17 protein-coding genes are annotated in these 16,691 nt (G+C 37.3%); 14 read left to right on the top strand and 3 right to left on the bottom strand.

Translation table 11 applies throughout. The annotated features are described in order from the left end of the window. The first annotated feature begins 122 nt into the window (after positions 1-122). From ndk to LS66_RS03505, 12 genes are all read left to right on the top strand, one after another. Positions 123-536: a nucleoside-diphosphate kinase gene (ndk, locus tag LS66_RS03560; protein WP_034365292.1), complete on the top strand. Its 414-nt coding sequence runs from the start codon at positions 123-125 to the stop codon at positions 534-536. Beyond that, a complete protein-coding gene (locus LS66_RS03555) occupies positions 537-890 on the top strand; it encodes a hypothetical protein (RefSeq protein WP_011115520.1) in 354 nt (117 codons plus the stop codon). It abuts the gene before it with no gap. Between the two features lie 15 nt (positions 891-905). Continuing rightward, positions 906-1,055: a 50S ribosomal protein L32 gene (gene rpmF / locus LS66_RS03550; RefSeq protein WP_011115521.1), complete on the top strand. Its 150-nt coding sequence runs from the start codon at positions 906-908 to the stop codon at positions 1,053-1,055. 21 nt (positions 1,056-1,076) lie between these two features. Beyond that, positions 1,077-2,078 (top strand): phosphate acyltransferase PlsX, encoded by a 1,002-nt coding sequence (gene plsX, locus LS66_RS03545; RefSeq protein WP_034365290.1) that lies wholly within the window; start codon positions 1,077-1,079, stop codon positions 2,076-2,078. 9 nt (positions 2,079-2,087) lie between these two features. Next, positions 2,088-3,086, top strand: a complete 999-nt coding sequence (locus LS66_RS03540) for a beta-ketoacyl-ACP synthase III (RefSeq protein WP_034365288.1) — start codon at positions 2,088-2,090, stop codon at positions 3,084-3,086. Between the two features lie 80 nt (positions 3,087-3,166). Continuing rightward, positions 3,167-5,410 (top strand): cation-translocating P-type ATPase, encoded by a 2,244-nt coding sequence (locus LS66_RS03535; protein ID WP_034365883.1) that lies wholly within the window; start codon positions 3,167-3,169, stop codon positions 5,408-5,410. Between the two features lie 19 nt (positions 5,411-5,429). Beyond that, on the top strand, positions 5,430-5,642 hold the full coding sequence (locus LS66_RS03530; protein WP_011115525.1) for a copper ion binding protein: 213 nt from the start codon (positions 5,430-5,432) through the stop codon (positions 5,640-5,642). Beyond that, a complete protein-coding gene (locus LS66_RS03525) occupies positions 5,626-7,341 on the top strand; it encodes an ABC transporter ATP-binding protein (RefSeq protein ID WP_034365881.1) in 1,716 nt (571 codons plus the stop codon). Before LS66_RS03530 ends, LS66_RS03525 begins: the two co-directional genes overlap by 17 nt. Positions 7,342-7,503: 162 nt before the next feature. After that, positions 7,504-8,274, top strand: coding sequence for a fumarate reductase cytochrome b subunit (locus tag LS66_RS03520; RefSeq protein WP_034365878.1), 771 nt, complete (start codon positions 7,504-7,506; stop codon positions 8,272-8,274). Next, complete coding sequence (locus LS66_RS03515; protein WP_011115528.1) at positions 8,275-10,251, top strand: fumarate reductase flavoprotein subunit; 1,977 nt, start codon at positions 8,275-8,277, stop codon at positions 10,249-10,251. It begins immediately after the preceding gene. Continuing rightward, positions 10,251-10,994 (top strand): fumarate reductase iron-sulfur subunit, encoded by a 744-nt coding sequence (locus tag LS66_RS03510; protein ID WP_011115529.1) that lies wholly within the window; start codon positions 10,251-10,253, stop codon positions 10,992-10,994. The genes LS66_RS03515 and LS66_RS03510 overlap by 1 nt, the downstream gene beginning before the upstream one ends. 51 nt (positions 10,995-11,045) lie before the next feature. Beyond that, positions 11,046-12,608, top strand: coding sequence for a phospholipase D family protein (locus LS66_RS03505; protein ID WP_011115530.1), 1,563 nt, complete (start codon positions 11,046-11,048; stop codon positions 12,606-12,608). Positions 12,609-12,625: 17 nt separating this feature from the next. Here the strand turns inward: LS66_RS03505 and LS66_RS03500 are convergent, their stop codons facing one another. The 3 genes from LS66_RS03500 to glmU are packed head-to-tail and all read right to left on the bottom strand — an operon-like array spanning position 12,626 to position 14,569. Then, positions 12,626-12,997, bottom strand: coding sequence for a cytochrome c3 family protein (locus tag LS66_RS03500; RefSeq protein ID WP_034365875.1), 372 nt, complete (start codon positions 12,995-12,997; stop codon positions 12,626-12,628). Position 12,998: 1 nt separating this feature from the next. Next, a complete protein-coding gene (gene thiS / locus LS66_RS03495) occupies positions 12,999-13,205 on the bottom strand; it encodes a sulfur carrier protein ThiS (protein WP_034365871.1) in 207 nt (68 codons plus the stop codon). Then, positions 13,205-14,569 (bottom strand): bifunctional UDP-N-acetylglucosamine diphosphorylase/glucosamine-1-phosphate N-acetyltransferase GlmU, encoded by a 1,365-nt coding sequence (gene glmU, locus LS66_RS03490; RefSeq protein WP_034365868.1) that lies wholly within the window; start codon positions 14,567-14,569, stop codon positions 13,205-13,207. The genes thiS and glmU overlap by 1 nt, the downstream gene beginning before the upstream one ends. Before the next feature lie 98 nt (positions 14,570-14,667). Between glmU and fliP the strand changes: the two genes are divergently transcribed. Further along, positions 14,668-15,465, top strand: a complete 798-nt coding sequence (fliP, locus tag LS66_RS03485) for a flagellar type III secretion system pore protein FliP (protein WP_011115534.1) — start codon at positions 14,668-14,670, stop codon at positions 15,463-15,465. A gap of 11 nt (positions 15,466-15,476) precedes the next feature. After that, positions 15,477-16,691 carry a tRNA (uridine(54)-C5)-methyltransferase TrmA gene (locus tag LS66_RS03480; RefSeq protein WP_034365865.1) on the top strand — a complete coding sequence of 405 codons (1,215 nt, stop codon included), beginning with the start codon at positions 15,477-15,479 and terminating at the stop codon, positions 16,689-16,691.

Raw genomic sequence — 16,691 nt, 5'->3', positions numbered from 1 at the left:
CGTTACACTCTTAAAATTATTTTTTATTTCTACATAAATATTTATATTAAAGCAAGTTTTTTTTAGATAAAATTTGAGGTTTTTAGCATTTGTATCCACATACTATTAGAGAAAGGAAAATTATGGAGCAAACACTCTCAATTATTAAGCCCGATGCTGTCAAAAAAGGTGTGATTGGCAAAATTATAGACCGCTTTGAAAGCAATAATCTCCGCATTTGTGCAATGAAGAAACTTCAACTTACTCGTTGCGATGCAGAAGCTTTTTATGCTATTCATAAAGAACGACCATTTTTTAAGGATTTGGTTGATTTTATGATAAGCGGACCAGTGGTTGTGATGGTGCTTGAAGGCAATAATGCCGTAATGAAAAATCGTGATCTTATGGGTGCAACAAACCCAAAAGAAGCGGCAGCTGGCACGATTCGTGCAGACTTTGCTCAAAGCATTGATGCAAATGCTGTGCACGGAAGTGATAGTCTTGAAAATGCAAAAAATGAAATTGCTTTTTTCTTTAGCACAAGGGAGATTTGCTAGTTGAAAATTGCGATGCGAAAAATCTCCCATACCCCTAAAGATATCGCCCTTAATATTGAGGGTGTGAATTTACAAGCGCAGCTTTATCGTATGGATTCTCAAATGCTGTGCCTCAAAGGCAAAATCTACGGGGAAATAGAGCTTGTTTGCGACAATAGTGGAGAAGAGTATATTCACAAACTTGAAAATCCTTTGGTTTTGTATATTTCAGATGGTATCTGGAATGCACAAAGCCAAAGCAAAAAGCTTGATAGTTTTGAAGTTGTTGAGTTTTTTGATGGCTTTATTGATTTACATTATATTTTAGAAAGTGAAATTGAATCTATACGAAGCGATTATCACACCAAAGACTAATTTTAAGGAGTAGAAATGGCAGTTCCTAAAAGACGCGTAAGCAAAACCCGAGCAGCAAAAAGACGCTCACACTACAAAATAGCTCTTGCAAAACCTATCAAAGATAAAGATGGAAGCTGGAAAATGCCTCATCATATTAATAAATTTACAGGTAGCTACAAGTAATTTATAACTCAAGGAGTGAAGATGCTAAAAATAGCCATTGATGTTATGGGTGCGGATAATGGGGTAACTCCTATCGTTCAAGGAGTTATACAGGCATTAAAATCACGTGATTTTAATGCTGTCATTATCGGTGATGAAGCGCAAATCGCTCCTCTTGTCCCCCCATATCTTCAATCGCGCGCGCAAATCGTGCATTGCACAGATTATATTCGTATGGAAGAATCTGCATCTGCAGCGGCAAAACGCACACAATCTTCTATTTTTAAAACCACCGAACTTCTTAAAAATGGAGATGTAGATGCACTTGTCTCACCTGGACATAGTGGAGCAACAATGAGCCTTGCTACACTTAAAATTGGACGCATCAAAGGTGTATCACGCCCTGCAATATGCACTACTATGCCAAATATTACTGATAAACCGAGTATTATCCTTGATGCAGGAGCAAATACAGACTGCAAACCTGAATACCTCGTAGATTTTGCCATTATGGGTTATGAATATGCAAAAAATGTTATAGGATTTGAGAATCCGCGCGTAGGGCTTTTATCTAATGGTGAAGAAGATAATAAAGGAAATGAGCTTACCAAAGCTACCTTCAAACTCTTAAAAGAATTTAGTTTCTTTAAAGGCAATGTTGAAGGACGTGATATTTTTAATGGAAGTGTTGATGTTATTGTATGTGATGGATTTAGTGGGAATCTCGTGCTAAAGGCAAGTGAAGGGGTAGCGAGTGCTATGTCATTGGTGCTGAAAAAAGATATTAAATCCTGCTTATGTTCAATGTTTGGCGCACTTTTCTTACGCGGAGTATTCAAACGATTAAAGAAAAAAATGGACCATAGTGAATATGGTGGTGCCCCTCTACTCGGTGTGCAAAAAGTTGTCATCATTAGTCACGGAAGTGCTAATGCGCGCGCTATTGAATGCGCTATTTATCAAGCGCTTAATGCCATAGAATCTAATATATGTTCCAAGCTCTCTGATGCTTTTGCAAATAAACCTTCGAGCGCTCAACAATAAGGATTCTCTATGGGCAAAATATATGCTTCACTTAAATCAATTGCTTCTTATATCCCTCCCACCTGCATAAGCAATGTTGATTTTGAAAAAACACTTGATACAAATGATGAGTGGATTACCAAACGCACAGGTATTAAAACGCGTTATTTTGCCTTGCCTTCACAACAAACAAGTGACCTTGCTTATGAAGCAGGTAAAAAAGCAATAGAACGCGCAGGCATCGAACCAAAAGATATTGATGCAGTAATCGTAGCAACTCTAAGCCCTGATTATCTCACAATGCCTAGCACTGCTTGTATTACTTCCTTTAAACTCGGTATTGAAAATAAAGCTGCCTTTGATATTAGTGCGGCGTGTAGTGGATTTGTTTATCTTCTCTCTCTTGCTAAATCTTTTATAGAATCCGGCACTTATAAGCAAATCCTCATCATTGGTGCAGAAAAAACAAGTTCTGTTCTTGATTTTAGCGATAGAAGCACTTGTGTTCTTTTTGGTGATGGAGCTGGAGCGTGTGTTATAAGTAGCACAAATGATGAGAAAGCAGCTATCTTGGGCGTGAATGTAAGTGCAAATGGACGATATCAAGACTTTCTTTGCACTCCACGTGCTCATGCAACCTTTGGCGCTATTCAAGCACAAGAAAAGCAATCATTTATTCAGATGAAAGGCAATGAAACCTTTAAAGTTGCTGTGAAAACGCTTGTATCAGAAGTAAAAGAGATTCTAAACACCCATCACATAAACCCTCAAGATGTATCATTTTTTATTCCTCATCAAGCAAATTTACGTATTATTAATGCAGTGGGAGAGAATCTAAACTTCACTCCAGAACAAATCGTTGTAAGCATACAAAAATATGGTAATACTTCAGCAGCCTCTATTCCTATGGCAATGAATGACCTTTACGAGGAAAAAAAGCTTAAATATGGGGATTTAATGCTACTAGATGCCCTTGGTGGTGGGCTTACTTGGGGTTCAGCACTTGTGCACTTTGGTGGCACAAACTAGGCTTTTTAAATATTTTTTGCCTTTCATTTTTTTTTTTTTTTGTTAGAATGTCGCCAAAATATTTCAAAGGATATAACGCAATGAAAGAGGCTTCTTTTTATATTGAACAAATGACTTGTCAAGCTTGTTCTAGTGGGATTGAGCGTAGTCTAAAGCGTAAAAGTTTTTGCCAAGACATACAAGTGCATCTTTTAAGTAAAAAAGCCCATATTGTATATGATGAAACGCAAGCAAACCTTGAAGATATTTTTAAACTCATAGCCAAAATGGGTTATGAGCCTCATTTAAACGATTCTGCGCTTGATAAACGCTCTACCTCAAAACACACTTCATTTTCACTCAATGCTCTTATAGAATCTTTTGATAATCGTTTCTTATCTACTCAAACCAAACTCATTGTAAGCATAATCGCCACAATTATAGTTGTAGTGCTCTCTTGGAGTGAAATGTTTATAGGCATAAGTCTGCCATATACACTTCATTACACGCTTTTACTTGTTTTAAGCTTGGCAGTTATGCATATGGGAAGAATGTTTTATTTGCGTGGATTTAAAGCACTTTTTGCGCGAAATCCCAATATGGATTCTCTGATTGCCATAAGCACTTCTAGTGCATTTTTATACAGCTTACAAGGCGCATTTAATGCACACTTTCATACATACTTTGATAGCGTATGCGTAATTATCACCCTTGTGCTTGTTGGAAAATCTATTGAAGAGCGCTCCAAAAAAAATGCATTAGATAGTGCCTCGCTGCTTTTGCAGCTTAACCAAAAAACGCTCCAAAAAATTCAACTCCCAAATAATGCCACACTTGATATTCAAACCCTATCAAATGCACCTTGCAGGGCAGTTACTGCACAAGATATTCAACAAGGAGATATACTTAAAGTCTTACCTGGTGAAATGATTATGGTAGATTCTATAATGATAGAGGGACATTCAAGCATAGATACCTCTGCTATTAATGGCGAATCGCTCCCTCTTTTAGCCCATAAAAATGATAAGCTTTTTTCAGGGAGTATAAATCTTGATGGCGTGCTGTATGTGCGTGCAGAAAAAAATGCACAGCAATCTACTCTTGCACAGATTCTACAACTCGTGCAAAATGCCCAAGAAAGTAAAGCACCTATCGCCTCACTTGCGGATAAGGTGGCAGCATTTTTTGTGCCGCTTGTAATATGTTTGGCAGCAGGTGCTGGTGTATTTTGGTGGGGTATGAGAGATTTTGAATTTGGGCTTAGTATTTTTATCGCTACTCTTGTTATTTCTTGCCCGTGCGCACTTGGGCTTGCTACACCAATGGCGATTCTCCACGCACAAGCTATTTCAAATAAAATGGGCGTTTTTTTTAAAGATGCTAAAAGCTTTCAAACACTTAGTCAAATCACACATATTGCATTTGATAAAACAGGCACACTCACTCAAGGACTGGAAATAGCACAGATTCTCTCTTTTGATAAGCACTTGAGCCAACAAGAAATTTTTAATCTCGCCTACACTTTAGAATCCACAAGCACACATATTATTGCCCAAGCTTTTCACACTCACCCTATGAGTGCAAATGTTACGCTTTACCCCATTATAAATGCACAAAATATCATAGGCAGCGGTATTAAAGGCACTATTAATGATTGTGAATATTGGCTTGGTAATGCCCATTTGCTTCCACCACATCTTAGAGGTGAGCTTGAAAATCTCCCGCAAGATGATAAAATCATACTTTATCTTGCTACAAATGAGCGCATTTTGGCACAATTTGCATTACAAGACCATATCAAATCCGATGCACTTTCCACCCTTGCACATTTTAGAGAAAAAAATATAAGCTTTAGTCTTATAAGTGGGGATAATCTCCTCAATACACAAAAAATTGCCTTTGCTCTAGGTATTACAGATTTTACCGCCTTAGCAAAACCTCAGGATAAAATGCGCCTCCTTGAACAGCTTAATGCAAACAATCACAAAGTTCTTATGGTTGGCGATGGGATTAATGATGCGCCTGCTCTTGCTTATGCACATACTTCCATTGCTTTTGCCTCGCCTCAAGATATTGCTACACAAAGTGCCGATATTACTATTTACAATCAACATTTAATGAGTATTTATAACGCATACTCTCTTGCAAAAGCCAGTATTTTAAATATAAAACAGAATCTTGTTTTCGCTTTTTGCTATAATATTGCTTTTATTCCTCTAGCAATGGGTGTATTAGGGGGATTTGGCATATTCTTACACCCGATGTTTTGCGCATTTGCAATGACCTGCTCAAGCCTAAGTGTCGTTGCCAACGCTGCAAGATTAAAAGCATTTAAAATTTTATAAAATCTCAAAAGGAGATGAAATGACAACGACTCTATCAGTAAGTGGTATGCGCTGTGGGAAATGTGTAGATAAAATTGAAAAATTTATCGGAGAAATAGAAGGCGTAAGCCTTATTGATGTAAATTTGGAAAAAAGCCAAGTTAAAATAGAATTTAATGCCCCTGCTACACAAGAGCTTATTTCAGAAGCTATCCTTGATGCAGGATTTGGAATAGATGAGAACAATTCTTGAATTTTTTAAAAAGTTTTTTCCTTATATCAAAGGACATAAACTTTCTTTTGCAATCGCCATTATTGCTTCACTTGTTGTAGGATTATGCACGGCTGGAACTGCTTATCTTATTGACCCTTTGCTTGATACACTCTCTGGCAAAGTTCCACGCGCTAATCCATTCTTCAGCTTTGATGAGTTAGCTCAAAATAATACATTAACATTTGCGATGATGTTTATGATTATTGGCACTTATTTGGGAAAATCTCTTGGCACTTATGTGCAAGCTTATTTTATGAATTTTATTGGACAAGATATCGTGCGACAAGTGCGTGATAGAATGCTTAGACATATGCTTTCGCTTGAAATGGTGTTTTTTAATAAAATGCGTAATGGTGAGCTTATGGCGAGAATCACGAATGATATTGGTATCATTCGTTCAGCCGTTTCAAACTATATTACAGAATTTATCCGAGAAAGCATTACAATTATTGGGCTTGTAGCGATTGTCATTTATCAAAGTCCCAAATATGCACTCATTGGGTTAGTTATTGTGCCCTTAGCTCTCATACCTATTAATCTGATTATCAAAAAACTTAAAAAATATTCACGCAATATAATGGAAAAAAATGCAGATATTACCGCTAAACTTCACGAAATCTTCAATAATATAGAAGTCATTAAAGCGAGTAATGGGGAGCGATTGGAGCTTAAAAAATTTAAACTTCAAAATCTCACTTTTCTTAAAATCAGTATGAAAGCTGTGCGAGTAGGAGAATTAATTACCCCTCTTATGGAGCTTTTAGGGGCTATTATGCTTGCATTGGTCGTATATATGGCAATTATTGATATTTCCAAAGGAGAACTTAGTGTAGCACAATTCTCATCTTTCGCAGGTGCGTTGCTTTTTATCTACACACCACTAAAGAGACTTGTTAATCTCTATGGACAAATGCAATCTGCCATTGTTGCAAGTGATAGAATCTTTGAGATTCTCAATCAAACTCAACAAATCCGTGATGGTGGGATACAACTCCAAGCCCCAATAAATGAAATTATTTTTAAAGATGTGCATTTTCGCTATAACGAAGAAACCCACGCACTTAAGGGCATAAGTATGTGCTTTGCAAAAAATAAAATCACTGCTCTTGTAGGTAAAAGTGGAAGTGGAAAAAGCTCAATTATCAATTTGCTTTTGCGTCTTTATGAAGCCGATAGTGGAGAGGTGCTTATCAACAGTCAAAACATTAAAAACTATACACAAAAAAGTGTGCGCAATAATATGGCAGTAGTTACACAAAGAATTTTTATATTTAATGATAGTATTTTACATAATGTTGCTTATGGTAGCAAAATAGATGAAAAAAAAGTCATTGAAGCTCTCAAATTTGCTCACGCGTGGGATTTTGTGCAAGAAATGCCTCAAGGAATACATACTATCCTTGATGAATTTGGCTCAAATCTTAGTGGCGGGCAACGTCAAAGAATTGCCATTGCACGCGCAATTTATAAGAATCCTGAAGTGCTTATCCTTGATGAAGCTACTTCTGCACTTGATTCACAAACTGAAGAGGCAATTAAAGAAAGTATAGAGCATCTAAGGCATAATAAAATTATTATCATCGTAGCTCACCGCCCAAGCACAATTGAACTTGCTGATGAAGTCTTACATTTACAACTGGGGCAAATTATCAAACAAGAAACTCACTCTAAAAAATAGAATAAACATCTTAAGATTCTCAAAATGGCATAAAAAAACTTTAATCAATATTTTCCTATAATGTAGCTTAGCCTTTTTAAAATGCTACTAAGTAGTTTTGGGATAAAAGCTCCTAGAGTGCTTGTGTAAGCTATAGAGGTCAAACTACAAACAGGAGGTTTCATGCGAGAGGATAAAATAATTGAAAGCTACACAGGGGTAACACCTCAAAGAAAAAAGAGTAAAATCCCTGCCAAACTTGATTTTTGGCAAAGTGCAACAGGGCTATTCTTAGGGTTGTTTATGTTGGCACATTTACTTTTTGTATCAAGTATCTTAATCAGCAAAGAAGCGATGTATAAAGTTACAAAATTCTTTGAGGGCAGTATGATTTTTGGTGAGGCAGGCGAGCCACGTCTTGTTTCTGTTATTGTGGCTATTGTCATTATTGCTCTTGTAGTGCATGCGTTCTTGGCGTTGAGAAAATTCCCGATTAACTACAAACAATTTCTCGCCTTACGTGTTCATAAAGATTTAATGAAGCACGGGGATACAAGTTATTGGGCAATTCAAGCAGCGACAGGCTTTGCTATTTTCTTTTTGGCAATGCCACACGTATTCATAATGCTTACACAACCTGAAAATATCGGTCCAAGTGCAAGTTCATATAGATTCTATCACCAAGATTTCTATTTGCTTTATGCACTTTTACTTTTTGCTGTTGAATTTCACGGCTCTATTGGACTTTATCGGCTTTGTATTAAATGGGGCTGGTTTGAAGGGCTTGGAATTAAAGCATTACGTGCTATTAAGCTAGCTCTCACAGCATTCTGCCTTATACTTGGTATTGCTTCATATGTGGCGTATATGCAAATTGGACACGGACTAGATAGTAGCTACAGTATTCAGGAATATAGAATGATTGATGAGCACACACAAGGGAAAGGAGAGTAAATGAAAGTAGTATATTCAGATGCACTGATTATTGGCGGTGGTTTAGCAGGACTTCGTGCTTCTATTGCAGCAAAACAGGCAGGGCTTAACACCATTGTGCTTTCTCTTGTGCCAGTCAAAAGAAGCCATTCAGCGGCTGCTCAAGGTGGTATGCAAGCAAGTCTAGGTAATTCTGTAAAAAGTGATGGTGATAATGAAGATCTACACTTTGCAGACACGGTAAAAGGAAGTGATTGGGGTTGTGATCAAAATGTAGCAAGAATGTTTGTTACTACCGCACCAAAAGCAATTCGCCAACTAGCAGGTTTTGGGGTGCCTTGGACAAGAATCCAAAAAGGCGACCGCCCTGCAGTTATTAACGGCGAAAAAGTAACAATTACAGAAGATGATTTTAGACACGGTTATATTCATTCACGCGATTTTGGTGGAACAAAAAAATGGCGAACTTGTTATACCGCCGATGCTACTGGACATACAATGCTTTATGCAGTAGCAAATGAAGCTTACAAACTCGGTGTAGATATTCAAGATAGGAAAGAAGCTATCTCTCTTATCCATCAAGATGGGAGATGTTATGGAGCCGTAGTGCGTGATTTGGTAACAGGAGAACTTATAGCTTATGTATCTAAAGGCACTTTACTCGCTACAGGAGGCTATGGTAGAGTATATCGCAACACTACAAATGCCGTTATCTGTGAAGGAACAGGTGCAGCTATTGCAATGGAAACAGGCGTAGCAAAACTTGGGAATATGGAAGCTGTGCAGTTTCACCCTACTCCGATTGTGCCAAGTGGAATCCTCCTTACAGAAGGTTGTCGTGGCGATGGTGGTGTTCTACGTGATGTTGATGGCTACCGCTTTATGCCTGATTATGAGCCAGAGAAAAAAGAACTTGCAAGTCGTGATGTTGTTTCAAGAAGAATGCTTGAACATATCCGCAATGGTAAAGGCGTAAAATCTCCTTATGGCGACCACTTATGGCTTGATATATCTATCTTAGGACGTGCTCACGTAGAGAGAAACTTGCGTGATGTGCAAGATATTTGTAAAACATTTGCAGGAATTGACCCTGCAACACCGGGTGTTTGGGCTCCCGTGCGACCAATGCAGCACTACTCTATGGGCGGTATCCGCACAGATTATAGAGGAGAAACTTACCTTAAAGGACTATTTGCTGCTGGTGAAGTAGCTTGTTGGGACTTACACGGATTCAATCGTCTTGGCGGGAACTCTGTAAGCGAAGCTGTAGTAGCTGGTATGATTATTGGAGAATACTTTACAGAATACTGCCAAGGAGCAAACCTTGATGTCCAAACAACCTTGCTTGAAAAATTTGTCAAAAAAGAAGAAGAATATCTCGCTTCATTGCTTAATAGCACAGGAAATGAAGATGTCTATGTGCTTAAAAATGCTATGAAAGACATTATGGATAATGATGTGGGAATCTTCCGTGATGGCAAAAGTTTGCAAGAGGCTGTGAATAAACTTGAAGATCTCTATAAACGCAGTAAGAATGTTCGTGTGCAAAACAAAAAACTTCATAACAATCCCGAGCTTGAAGATGCTTACCGCACACCAAAAATGCTTAAAATTGCATTATGTGTTGCAAAAGGTGCACTTGATAGAACAGAATCTCGTGGTGCACATACACGCGAAGATTATCCAAAACGTGATGATGCGAATTGGTTAAAACGTACACTTACAAGCTGGGAAGACCCAAATCAAACATTACCAACGGTTACTTATGAAGATTTGGATATTATGAAAATGGAAATTGCACCCGGCTTCCGTGGCTATGGCGCAAAAGGTATGATTATTGAACATCCAAATAGTGCTATTCGCCAAGCTGAGATTGAGAAAATTACACAAGAGATTCAAGCAAAGGGCGGTGATAGATATGCCTTGCAAGAAGCCTTGATGCCTTTCAATCTCCAACCACAATTTAAAGCAAGAAACCAACGACTAGGAGATAAGTAATGAGTGCAACACAACAAAAAGGAAGAACACTAACTATTCGAGCATTAAAGTTTGACCCACAAAGTGCAGTGTCGAAACCACATTTTCGTGAGTATCAGGTTGAAGAAGCTCATTCAATGACAGTTTTTATTGCATTGGGTATGATTAGAGAGCAACAAGACCCTGATTTAAGCTTTGATTTTGTATGTCGTGCTGGTATCTGCGGAAGCTGTGCAATGATGATTAACGGGCGTCCAAGGCTTGCGTGTAAAACACTTACTCAAGACTTCCCTGATGGTGTCATTACCCTTATGCCTCTCCCTGCATTTAAACTTATCAAAGATTTAAGCGTAAATACAGGCGAATGGTTTGCAGGTATGACAAAACGAGTAGAAAGCTGGATACATACTCAACATCAGCCCGATATTTCTAAACTTGAAGTGCCTATTGAACCTGAAGTAGCTGATGAAGTTTTTGAACTTGATAGATGTATTGAGTGTGGCTGTTGTATTGCAAGCTGTGCAACAAAAGTTATGCGCGAAGATTTTGTTGGTGCAGCTGGAATGAATCGGATTGTGCGGTTTATGATTGACCCGCACGATGAGCGCACTGATGAGGATTATTATGAGCTTGTAGGTAACGATGATGGTGTATTTGGTTGTATGAGTCTTATTGCTTGCCACGATACTTGCCCAAAAGAACTTCCTCTACAGAGCAAAATTGCTTATTTGCGCCGCAAAATGCTTAGTGTAGGTATGAAATAACACAATCTTTCTACCCTTTTACTTAAAAAGGGTAGATTCTAAAGAAACATAATGCAATCTATTTATTCTGTCTTTTTTTCATCAACAAATATTGCTCTGCTTTGTCTTATATGTCTTTTTATCTTTGCTGGTTGTTCTTCTATTGTCGCTTCTACCAAAGACATTAAAGACCCACTTGCACTTCAATCAAATCCAACACCTGTTTTTGACCCTGTGCTCACTGCTATTGGTATGCCTTATCAGAATAAACTTAAACAAAACCCAACTATTACGGGAGGAATGCTCGTAAGTGATGGGTTAGACGCATTTTTGCATCGCGCTTATCTCGCTCGTATGGCAGAAAAAAGCATTGTTTTGCAAACTTATATTTATAAAAATGACCTCGCTTCACGTATTCTTATGCACGAGATTTGGCTTGCTGCACAAAGAGGGGTGATTGTTAAAATGCTCATTGATGATAATGGATTAGATTCTGATTTTTCAGATATTATTGCTCTTAATTCTCACCCAAATATTGAAGTAAAAATCTTCAACCCCTATAAAAATCGCTCAAAAATCCTACGTTATCCAGAAATGGTGTTTGATTTTAATCGCATTAATCATCGTATGCACAATAAACTCTTTATTGTAGATGATATTGCCCTTATCATTGGTGGACGAAATATCGCAGATAATTATTTTGACCAAAATCATCATATTAATTTTGTTGATACCGATGTGCTTTTTATTGGTAATGTAGCAATGGAGGGGAAAAAAAATTTTTATGAATATTGGAATTTTCATCGCTCTATTCCTGTTTCACTTCTTAAATTCAAAACGCCACTTAAAAAACTTAAATCCTCTATGGAAAGTCTTAAAGCGAATCCTGAGTGGGCACATTATGAGGAAAAAATCAATACCCTTATTAAAAAATACAAAAACAAATCTTTTGAGGTATTTTGGGGCAATGCCGTGTTTATTGCTGATAAACCAGAAAAAATTCAAGACCCACAAGCGCCAAAACCCATTGCCAAAGCACTTGCAAAGATTCTCAACTTTACATATAACAATCTTTATATTTCTGCCGCCTATTTTGTGCCAAGCAAAGAGGGTATAAAACGTTTTAAAACCTTGATTGCTTCGGGTGTGGATATTAATATTCTTACAAATTCTCTTGCCTCTACGGATTCTCTTGTCGTATATAGTGCGTGGGAACGTTATCGTGGCACTCTTATTAAAGAGGGTGCAAATATATATGAATATCAATATCAAGGTAGAGGTAAATCAAAGTTACGTGATAAAATATCAAAGTCCAAAGCTTCTTTGCATAGCAAAAGCATTGTATTTGATGATTCTATTACTTGGATTGGGAGTTTTAATCTTGATCCACGTTCAACTCATCTCAATACTGAATGCGTTGTTATCTTTGATAATCCTAAATTTGCAAAAGTCTTTAAGGCTGATTTGATGACAGATATGGAAAGTGCGTGGCACGTATATAATAAAAATGGAAAAACGCTTTGGGAGGGAGATGATGAAAGCAAGACAGAGATTTTTACCTATCCTCCTGATACAGGGATTTGGACAAGGATTCTAAAAACACTTGCAAAAATTCTCCCTGAAAGCCAAATTTAAAATCTCTGCATCTGCAATTAGGGCGCCAATCCGTTACTGAAACTTTTAAGACTTTTTTGAAAAACATTCTCTCCTGTATTAATAGGTGAGGTAGAAAGCTGCGTATGACATTGAATACAAGCATTAATAACACTATGTTCTTTAGCAAGTGCTGGAGATTGAATCTTCTTCACATCGTGGCACGAAAAACAATCCTCTCCACAGCCGCCCATATCAATTTGTGCCATTTTTTCATCAGTATGACAAGTTTTACATTCAAGCATAGGACGATGTCTTATATCATTTTTATAATCAAGATTCTGATGGCACGATTTACAATCTCCTGTGCAGCCCCATATATCTAATATTATAATACTCACTGCCCATAGCACTCTCTTAAGCAATCTCATTTTATCCACCACCAACAAAATCTAAAATCTCCACTTCATCACCATTTTGTAATATATAGCTTTCCCATAAAGGCTTTTTTACAATCTGTGTATTAACTGCAATCGCCATTGCCTTATGGGTAATATTCAACTTTTTTATAAGCGATAGAATCGTTACTTGCTCATCTATCTCATAGTCCTTGCCATTCAATAATATATGCCCACTCATTACTGCTCCTTTTTCTCTTCATTTTTGTCAGAAAAAAATTTAAAAAACCCATCTTTAATATTTTGCTGTGCAACACGTGAAAGTGCTAAATCTCCATATTCAATGTCTTTTGTAATAGTGCTTCCTGCACCTATAAGCACATTTGATTCTATGTTTAAAGGTGCGATGAGTTGCACATCACTTCCTACAAACACACTTTTGCCAATAGTCGTCTTATGTTTTGCCTTACCATCGTAATTACAAGTAATCACTCCCGCACCAATATTGCTTCCCTCATCTATTTCGCAATCTCCAAGATAACTCAAATGACCCACTTTCACACCGCGCAAGGTGCTTGATTTTGTTTCAACAAAATTGCCAATATGAGTATTTTTAATATGACTCTTAGGGCGGATATGCGCCAAAGGTCCTACATCACTTGATTCTATAATGCTCTGTTCAATCACACTATGCGCTTTAATGTGAGAATCACTAATATGAGAATCCCCTAATATCTGCACACCCTGCTCTATAATGCACTCCCCACTAAAAGTAACATTAGATTCTAGATAAATAGTATGAGGCAAGTGCATAATCACGCCCTGATCCATTGCCTTCTCACGCAATCTTTGAAGCATAATCTCTTGAGCACAGGCAAGCTGAATCTTAGAATTCACCCCCATAAATTCCTCTTCTTTTACCTCCAATGCAGCTATTTCTATGCCATTTTCTTTTGCATAAAAAACTACATCGGTAAGATAAAATTCTTGCTGATTATTGGCATTTCCCACTTGAGGCAAGTAAAGATCAAGGATTGATTTGTGGAGTTTATAAACACCTGCATTTACATCTTTTATCAAAAGCTCGGATTCTTTTGCATCTTTTTGCTCAATAATTCTTTGCACTACGCCAGATTCCATCACTACACGTCCATAGCCATCTGGATTTTGAAGATGCAAGACACTCATTACAATTTGTGCTTTGTTTTGGCATAAAGACTTGAGAGTTTGTGAACACACTAAAGGCATATCACCATTAAGAATAAGAATCTCATCATATTGATAACAAAAAGGCTTTTTAGCGTTTGCACCTGCATTTTGTCCTTGCATTAGCGCACCACCTGTCCCGGGATAATGAGCGTGGTCTTGGAGATGAAAATGCAATGCCCCATCAGCATAAGCCTGTTTATATGCACAAAGCAAGCGCTCTTTAATCACATTTTCTTGATGAAAAAGCACAATATGCACATCATCACTTATTTTTAATGCCTCATCAATGGAGTAAAACAACATTTCTTTGCCACAAATTTTATGCAATACTTTAGGAATATGCGATTTCATACGCGTCCCTGCTCCTGCGGCTAAAATCACCACTGATACATTCATAAATTACTCCTTCATTTATATTGAATTGGCTTAATTTATATAATTTTAACACACTAAATCCTATAATACGCCCTTGAGTTTCAATTTTGGAGTGATTTTTGAAAAAAATATTTTGCCTGCTTAGTTTATGTATGCTTTTTACTTATGCAGAGCCAAAACTTGAGCCCGCACTTCCTGCACCCTCTAGTATTCCATCTGTGCCATCAATCCCTAATAACCCTATCTTACCATCAGTAGATCTCTCCCTTACTGCACCAAAAGAACCAACCGAACTTGTTGCCACTCTCAATATCGTGCTTATCATCACGCTTCTTGTCATTGCTCCATCGCTTGTGCTTGTGATGACAAGCTTTACACGTATTGTCATTGTTTTTGCTTTTTTGCGCACTGCACTTGGCACACAGCAATCTCCCCCAACACAAGTGCTTGTTAGCCTTGCTCTAATTTTGACATTTTTTATTATGGAACCTGTGGCAACCAAAAGCTATGAAGTGGGTATTAAACCTTATGCAGAAAAAAAAATCTCCTATGATGAAGCCTTTGAAAGAGCGATTGTGCCTTTTAAAGATTTTATGATTAAAAACACGCGTGAAAAAGATTTGGCTCTTTTTTTTAGAATCCGCCAACTTGAAAACCCTCAAAGTGTTAATGATGTGCCCTTAACAGTGTTGCTTCCGGCATTTATGATTAGTGAGCTTAAAACTGCATTTTGGATTGGTTTTTTGCTTTATCTGCCTTTTTTAGTTATTGATATGGTTATTAGCTCGGTGCTTATGGCAATGGGTATGATGATGTTGCCACCTGTAATGATTTCGTTGCCTTTTAAGATTCTTGTTTTTATACTTGTTGATGGTTGGAATCTCCTCATAGGTAACCTTGTGCAAGGCTTTAAGTAGCTAGGTCTAGAATGAATTGTGAGCATTTTGGCATATGTGGAGGCTGCACAAATATACAAGATTATTCCACACAGCTGCAGACAAAACACAATCTTACTTTGCAAGAATTTCAATCTTTTCTTGATACAAAAAGCAAAAATTTTCAATATCCCACCAATCCCTTAGCCATAGAAGTATTTGCTTCGCCACAAGAGGGGTTTAGAGCTCGTGCAGAGTTTAGATTCTCTCACACTTTCCAGAATAAAAGTGGGCTTGATTTTGCTATGAACGCATTTGGCTATAATCACCGTGTGCCTATTAAAAAATGTCCTATTTTGCTCCCTACTTTACAGGACATTATGCCTCTTTTGCTGCACTATCTCAATACATACGACTTACTTAATCATAAACTTTATGCGTGTAATCTCCTCTCCTCCTTGCAAAATGAAGTTATCATCACCCTCGTTTATCATAAATCCCTAGATTCTCATTGGGAATCTCTTGCGTTAAAAATACAAAAAGAGCTTGAATATACTCTTAATACGAATATTCACATTATCGGACGCAGTAAAAATCACAAACATATCCTCTCAAATGATATTATTTGTGAGCATCTCACACTTTTTGCCAACACTCCAAAAGAACGCACTTATACATTTTTCAAACAAGAATCCCGATTTTGCCAACCTAATCCATTTATCAACACTCAAATGCTTGAATTTATTGTCTCCGCACTCTCATCAATCTATACCCCACAAACTCCTTGTGATATGCTTGAACTCTATTGTGGTAGCGGTAATTTTACCATTCCACTTGCCTCAATATTCCGCCACATTTTTGCTACGGAAGTGGTAAAGTCTGCAATTACACTTTTACAAAAAAATATGGCTAAAAATAATATAGAAAATATTATACCTGCGCGACTTAACGCATTTGAAAGTATCCAAGCTCTACGTAAAGAGTGCGTATTTTTTCGCCTTAAAAATATTGATTTAGATGCTTTTGCATTTGATTGTGTATTAATTGACCCACCTCGTAGCGGTGTAGGCGAAGAAGAAGTGTTGTATTTTTTGCAAAACTTTAACACAATTATATATGTCTCGTGCAATCCCCATACGCTACTAAACGATTTGCGCATTCTTTCTCAAAGCCATTATGTAATGCAATTTGGGCTTTTTGACCAATTCCCACATACATATCATAGAGAGTGCATAGTAATTTTACGCAAATCCAATAAGATTCTATAA

Origin of the sequence: Helicobacter sp. MIT 03-1614, from assembly GCF_000762925.2 — a bacterium.
Lineage (GTDB): Bacteria > Campylobacterota > Campylobacteria > Campylobacterales > Helicobacteraceae > Helicobacter_C > Helicobacter_C hepaticus.
The sequence above is the reverse complement of the archived record's forward strand: the minus strand, read 5'-3'. Positions and strand labels throughout refer to the sequence as shown.

Bases quoted from the DNA above. Each gene is read 5' to 3' on its own strand.
- ndk (WP_034365292.1), top strand. From the start codon at position 123: ATGGAGCAAACACTCTCAATTATTAAGCCCGATGCTGTCAAAAAAGGT.
- rpmF (WP_011115521.1), top strand. From the start codon at position 906: ATGGCAGTTCCTAAAAGACGCGTAAGCAAAACCCGAGCAGCAAAAAGA.
- plsX (WP_034365290.1), top strand. From the start codon at position 1,077: ATGCTAAAAATAGCCATTGATGTTATGGGTGCGGATAATGGGGTAACT.
- LS66_RS03540 (WP_034365288.1), top strand. From the start codon at position 2,088: ATGGGCAAAATATATGCTTCACTTAAATCAATTGCTTCTTATATCCCT.
- LS66_RS03535 (WP_034365883.1), top strand. From the start codon at position 3,167: ATGAAAGAGGCTTCTTTTTATATTGAACAAATGACTTGTCAAGCTTGT.
- LS66_RS03530 (WP_011115525.1), top strand. From the start codon at position 5,430: ATGACAACGACTCTATCAGTAAGTGGTATGCGCTGTGGGAAATGTGTA.
- LS66_RS03525 (WP_034365881.1), top strand. From the start codon at position 5,626: ATGAGAACAATTCTTGAATTTTTTAAAAAGTTTTTTCCTTATATCAAA.
- LS66_RS03520 (WP_034365878.1), top strand. From the start codon at position 7,504: ATGCGAGAGGATAAAATAATTGAAAGCTACACAGGGGTAACACCTCAA.
- LS66_RS03515 (WP_011115528.1), top strand. From the start codon at position 8,275: ATGAAAGTAGTATATTCAGATGCACTGATTATTGGCGGTGGTTTAGCA.
- LS66_RS03510 (WP_011115529.1), top strand. From the start codon at position 10,251: ATGAGTGCAACACAACAAAAAGGAAGAACACTAACTATTCGAGCATTA.
- LS66_RS03505 (WP_011115530.1), top strand. From the start codon at position 11,046: ATGCAATCTATTTATTCTGTCTTTTTTTCATCAACAAATATTGCTCTG.
- LS66_RS03500 (WP_034365875.1), bottom strand. From the start codon at position 12,997: ATGAGATTGCTTAAGAGAGTGCTATGGGCAGTGAGTATTATAATATTA.
- thiS (WP_034365871.1), bottom strand. From the start codon at position 13,205: ATGAGTGGGCATATATTATTGAATGGCAAGGACTATGAGATAGATGAG.
- glmU (WP_034365868.1), bottom strand. From the start codon at position 14,569: ATGAATGTATCAGTGGTGATTTTAGCCGCAGGAGCAGGGACGCGTATG.
- LS66_RS03480 (WP_034365865.1), top strand. From the start codon at position 15,477: ATGAATTGTGAGCATTTTGGCATATGTGGAGGCTGCACAAATATACAA.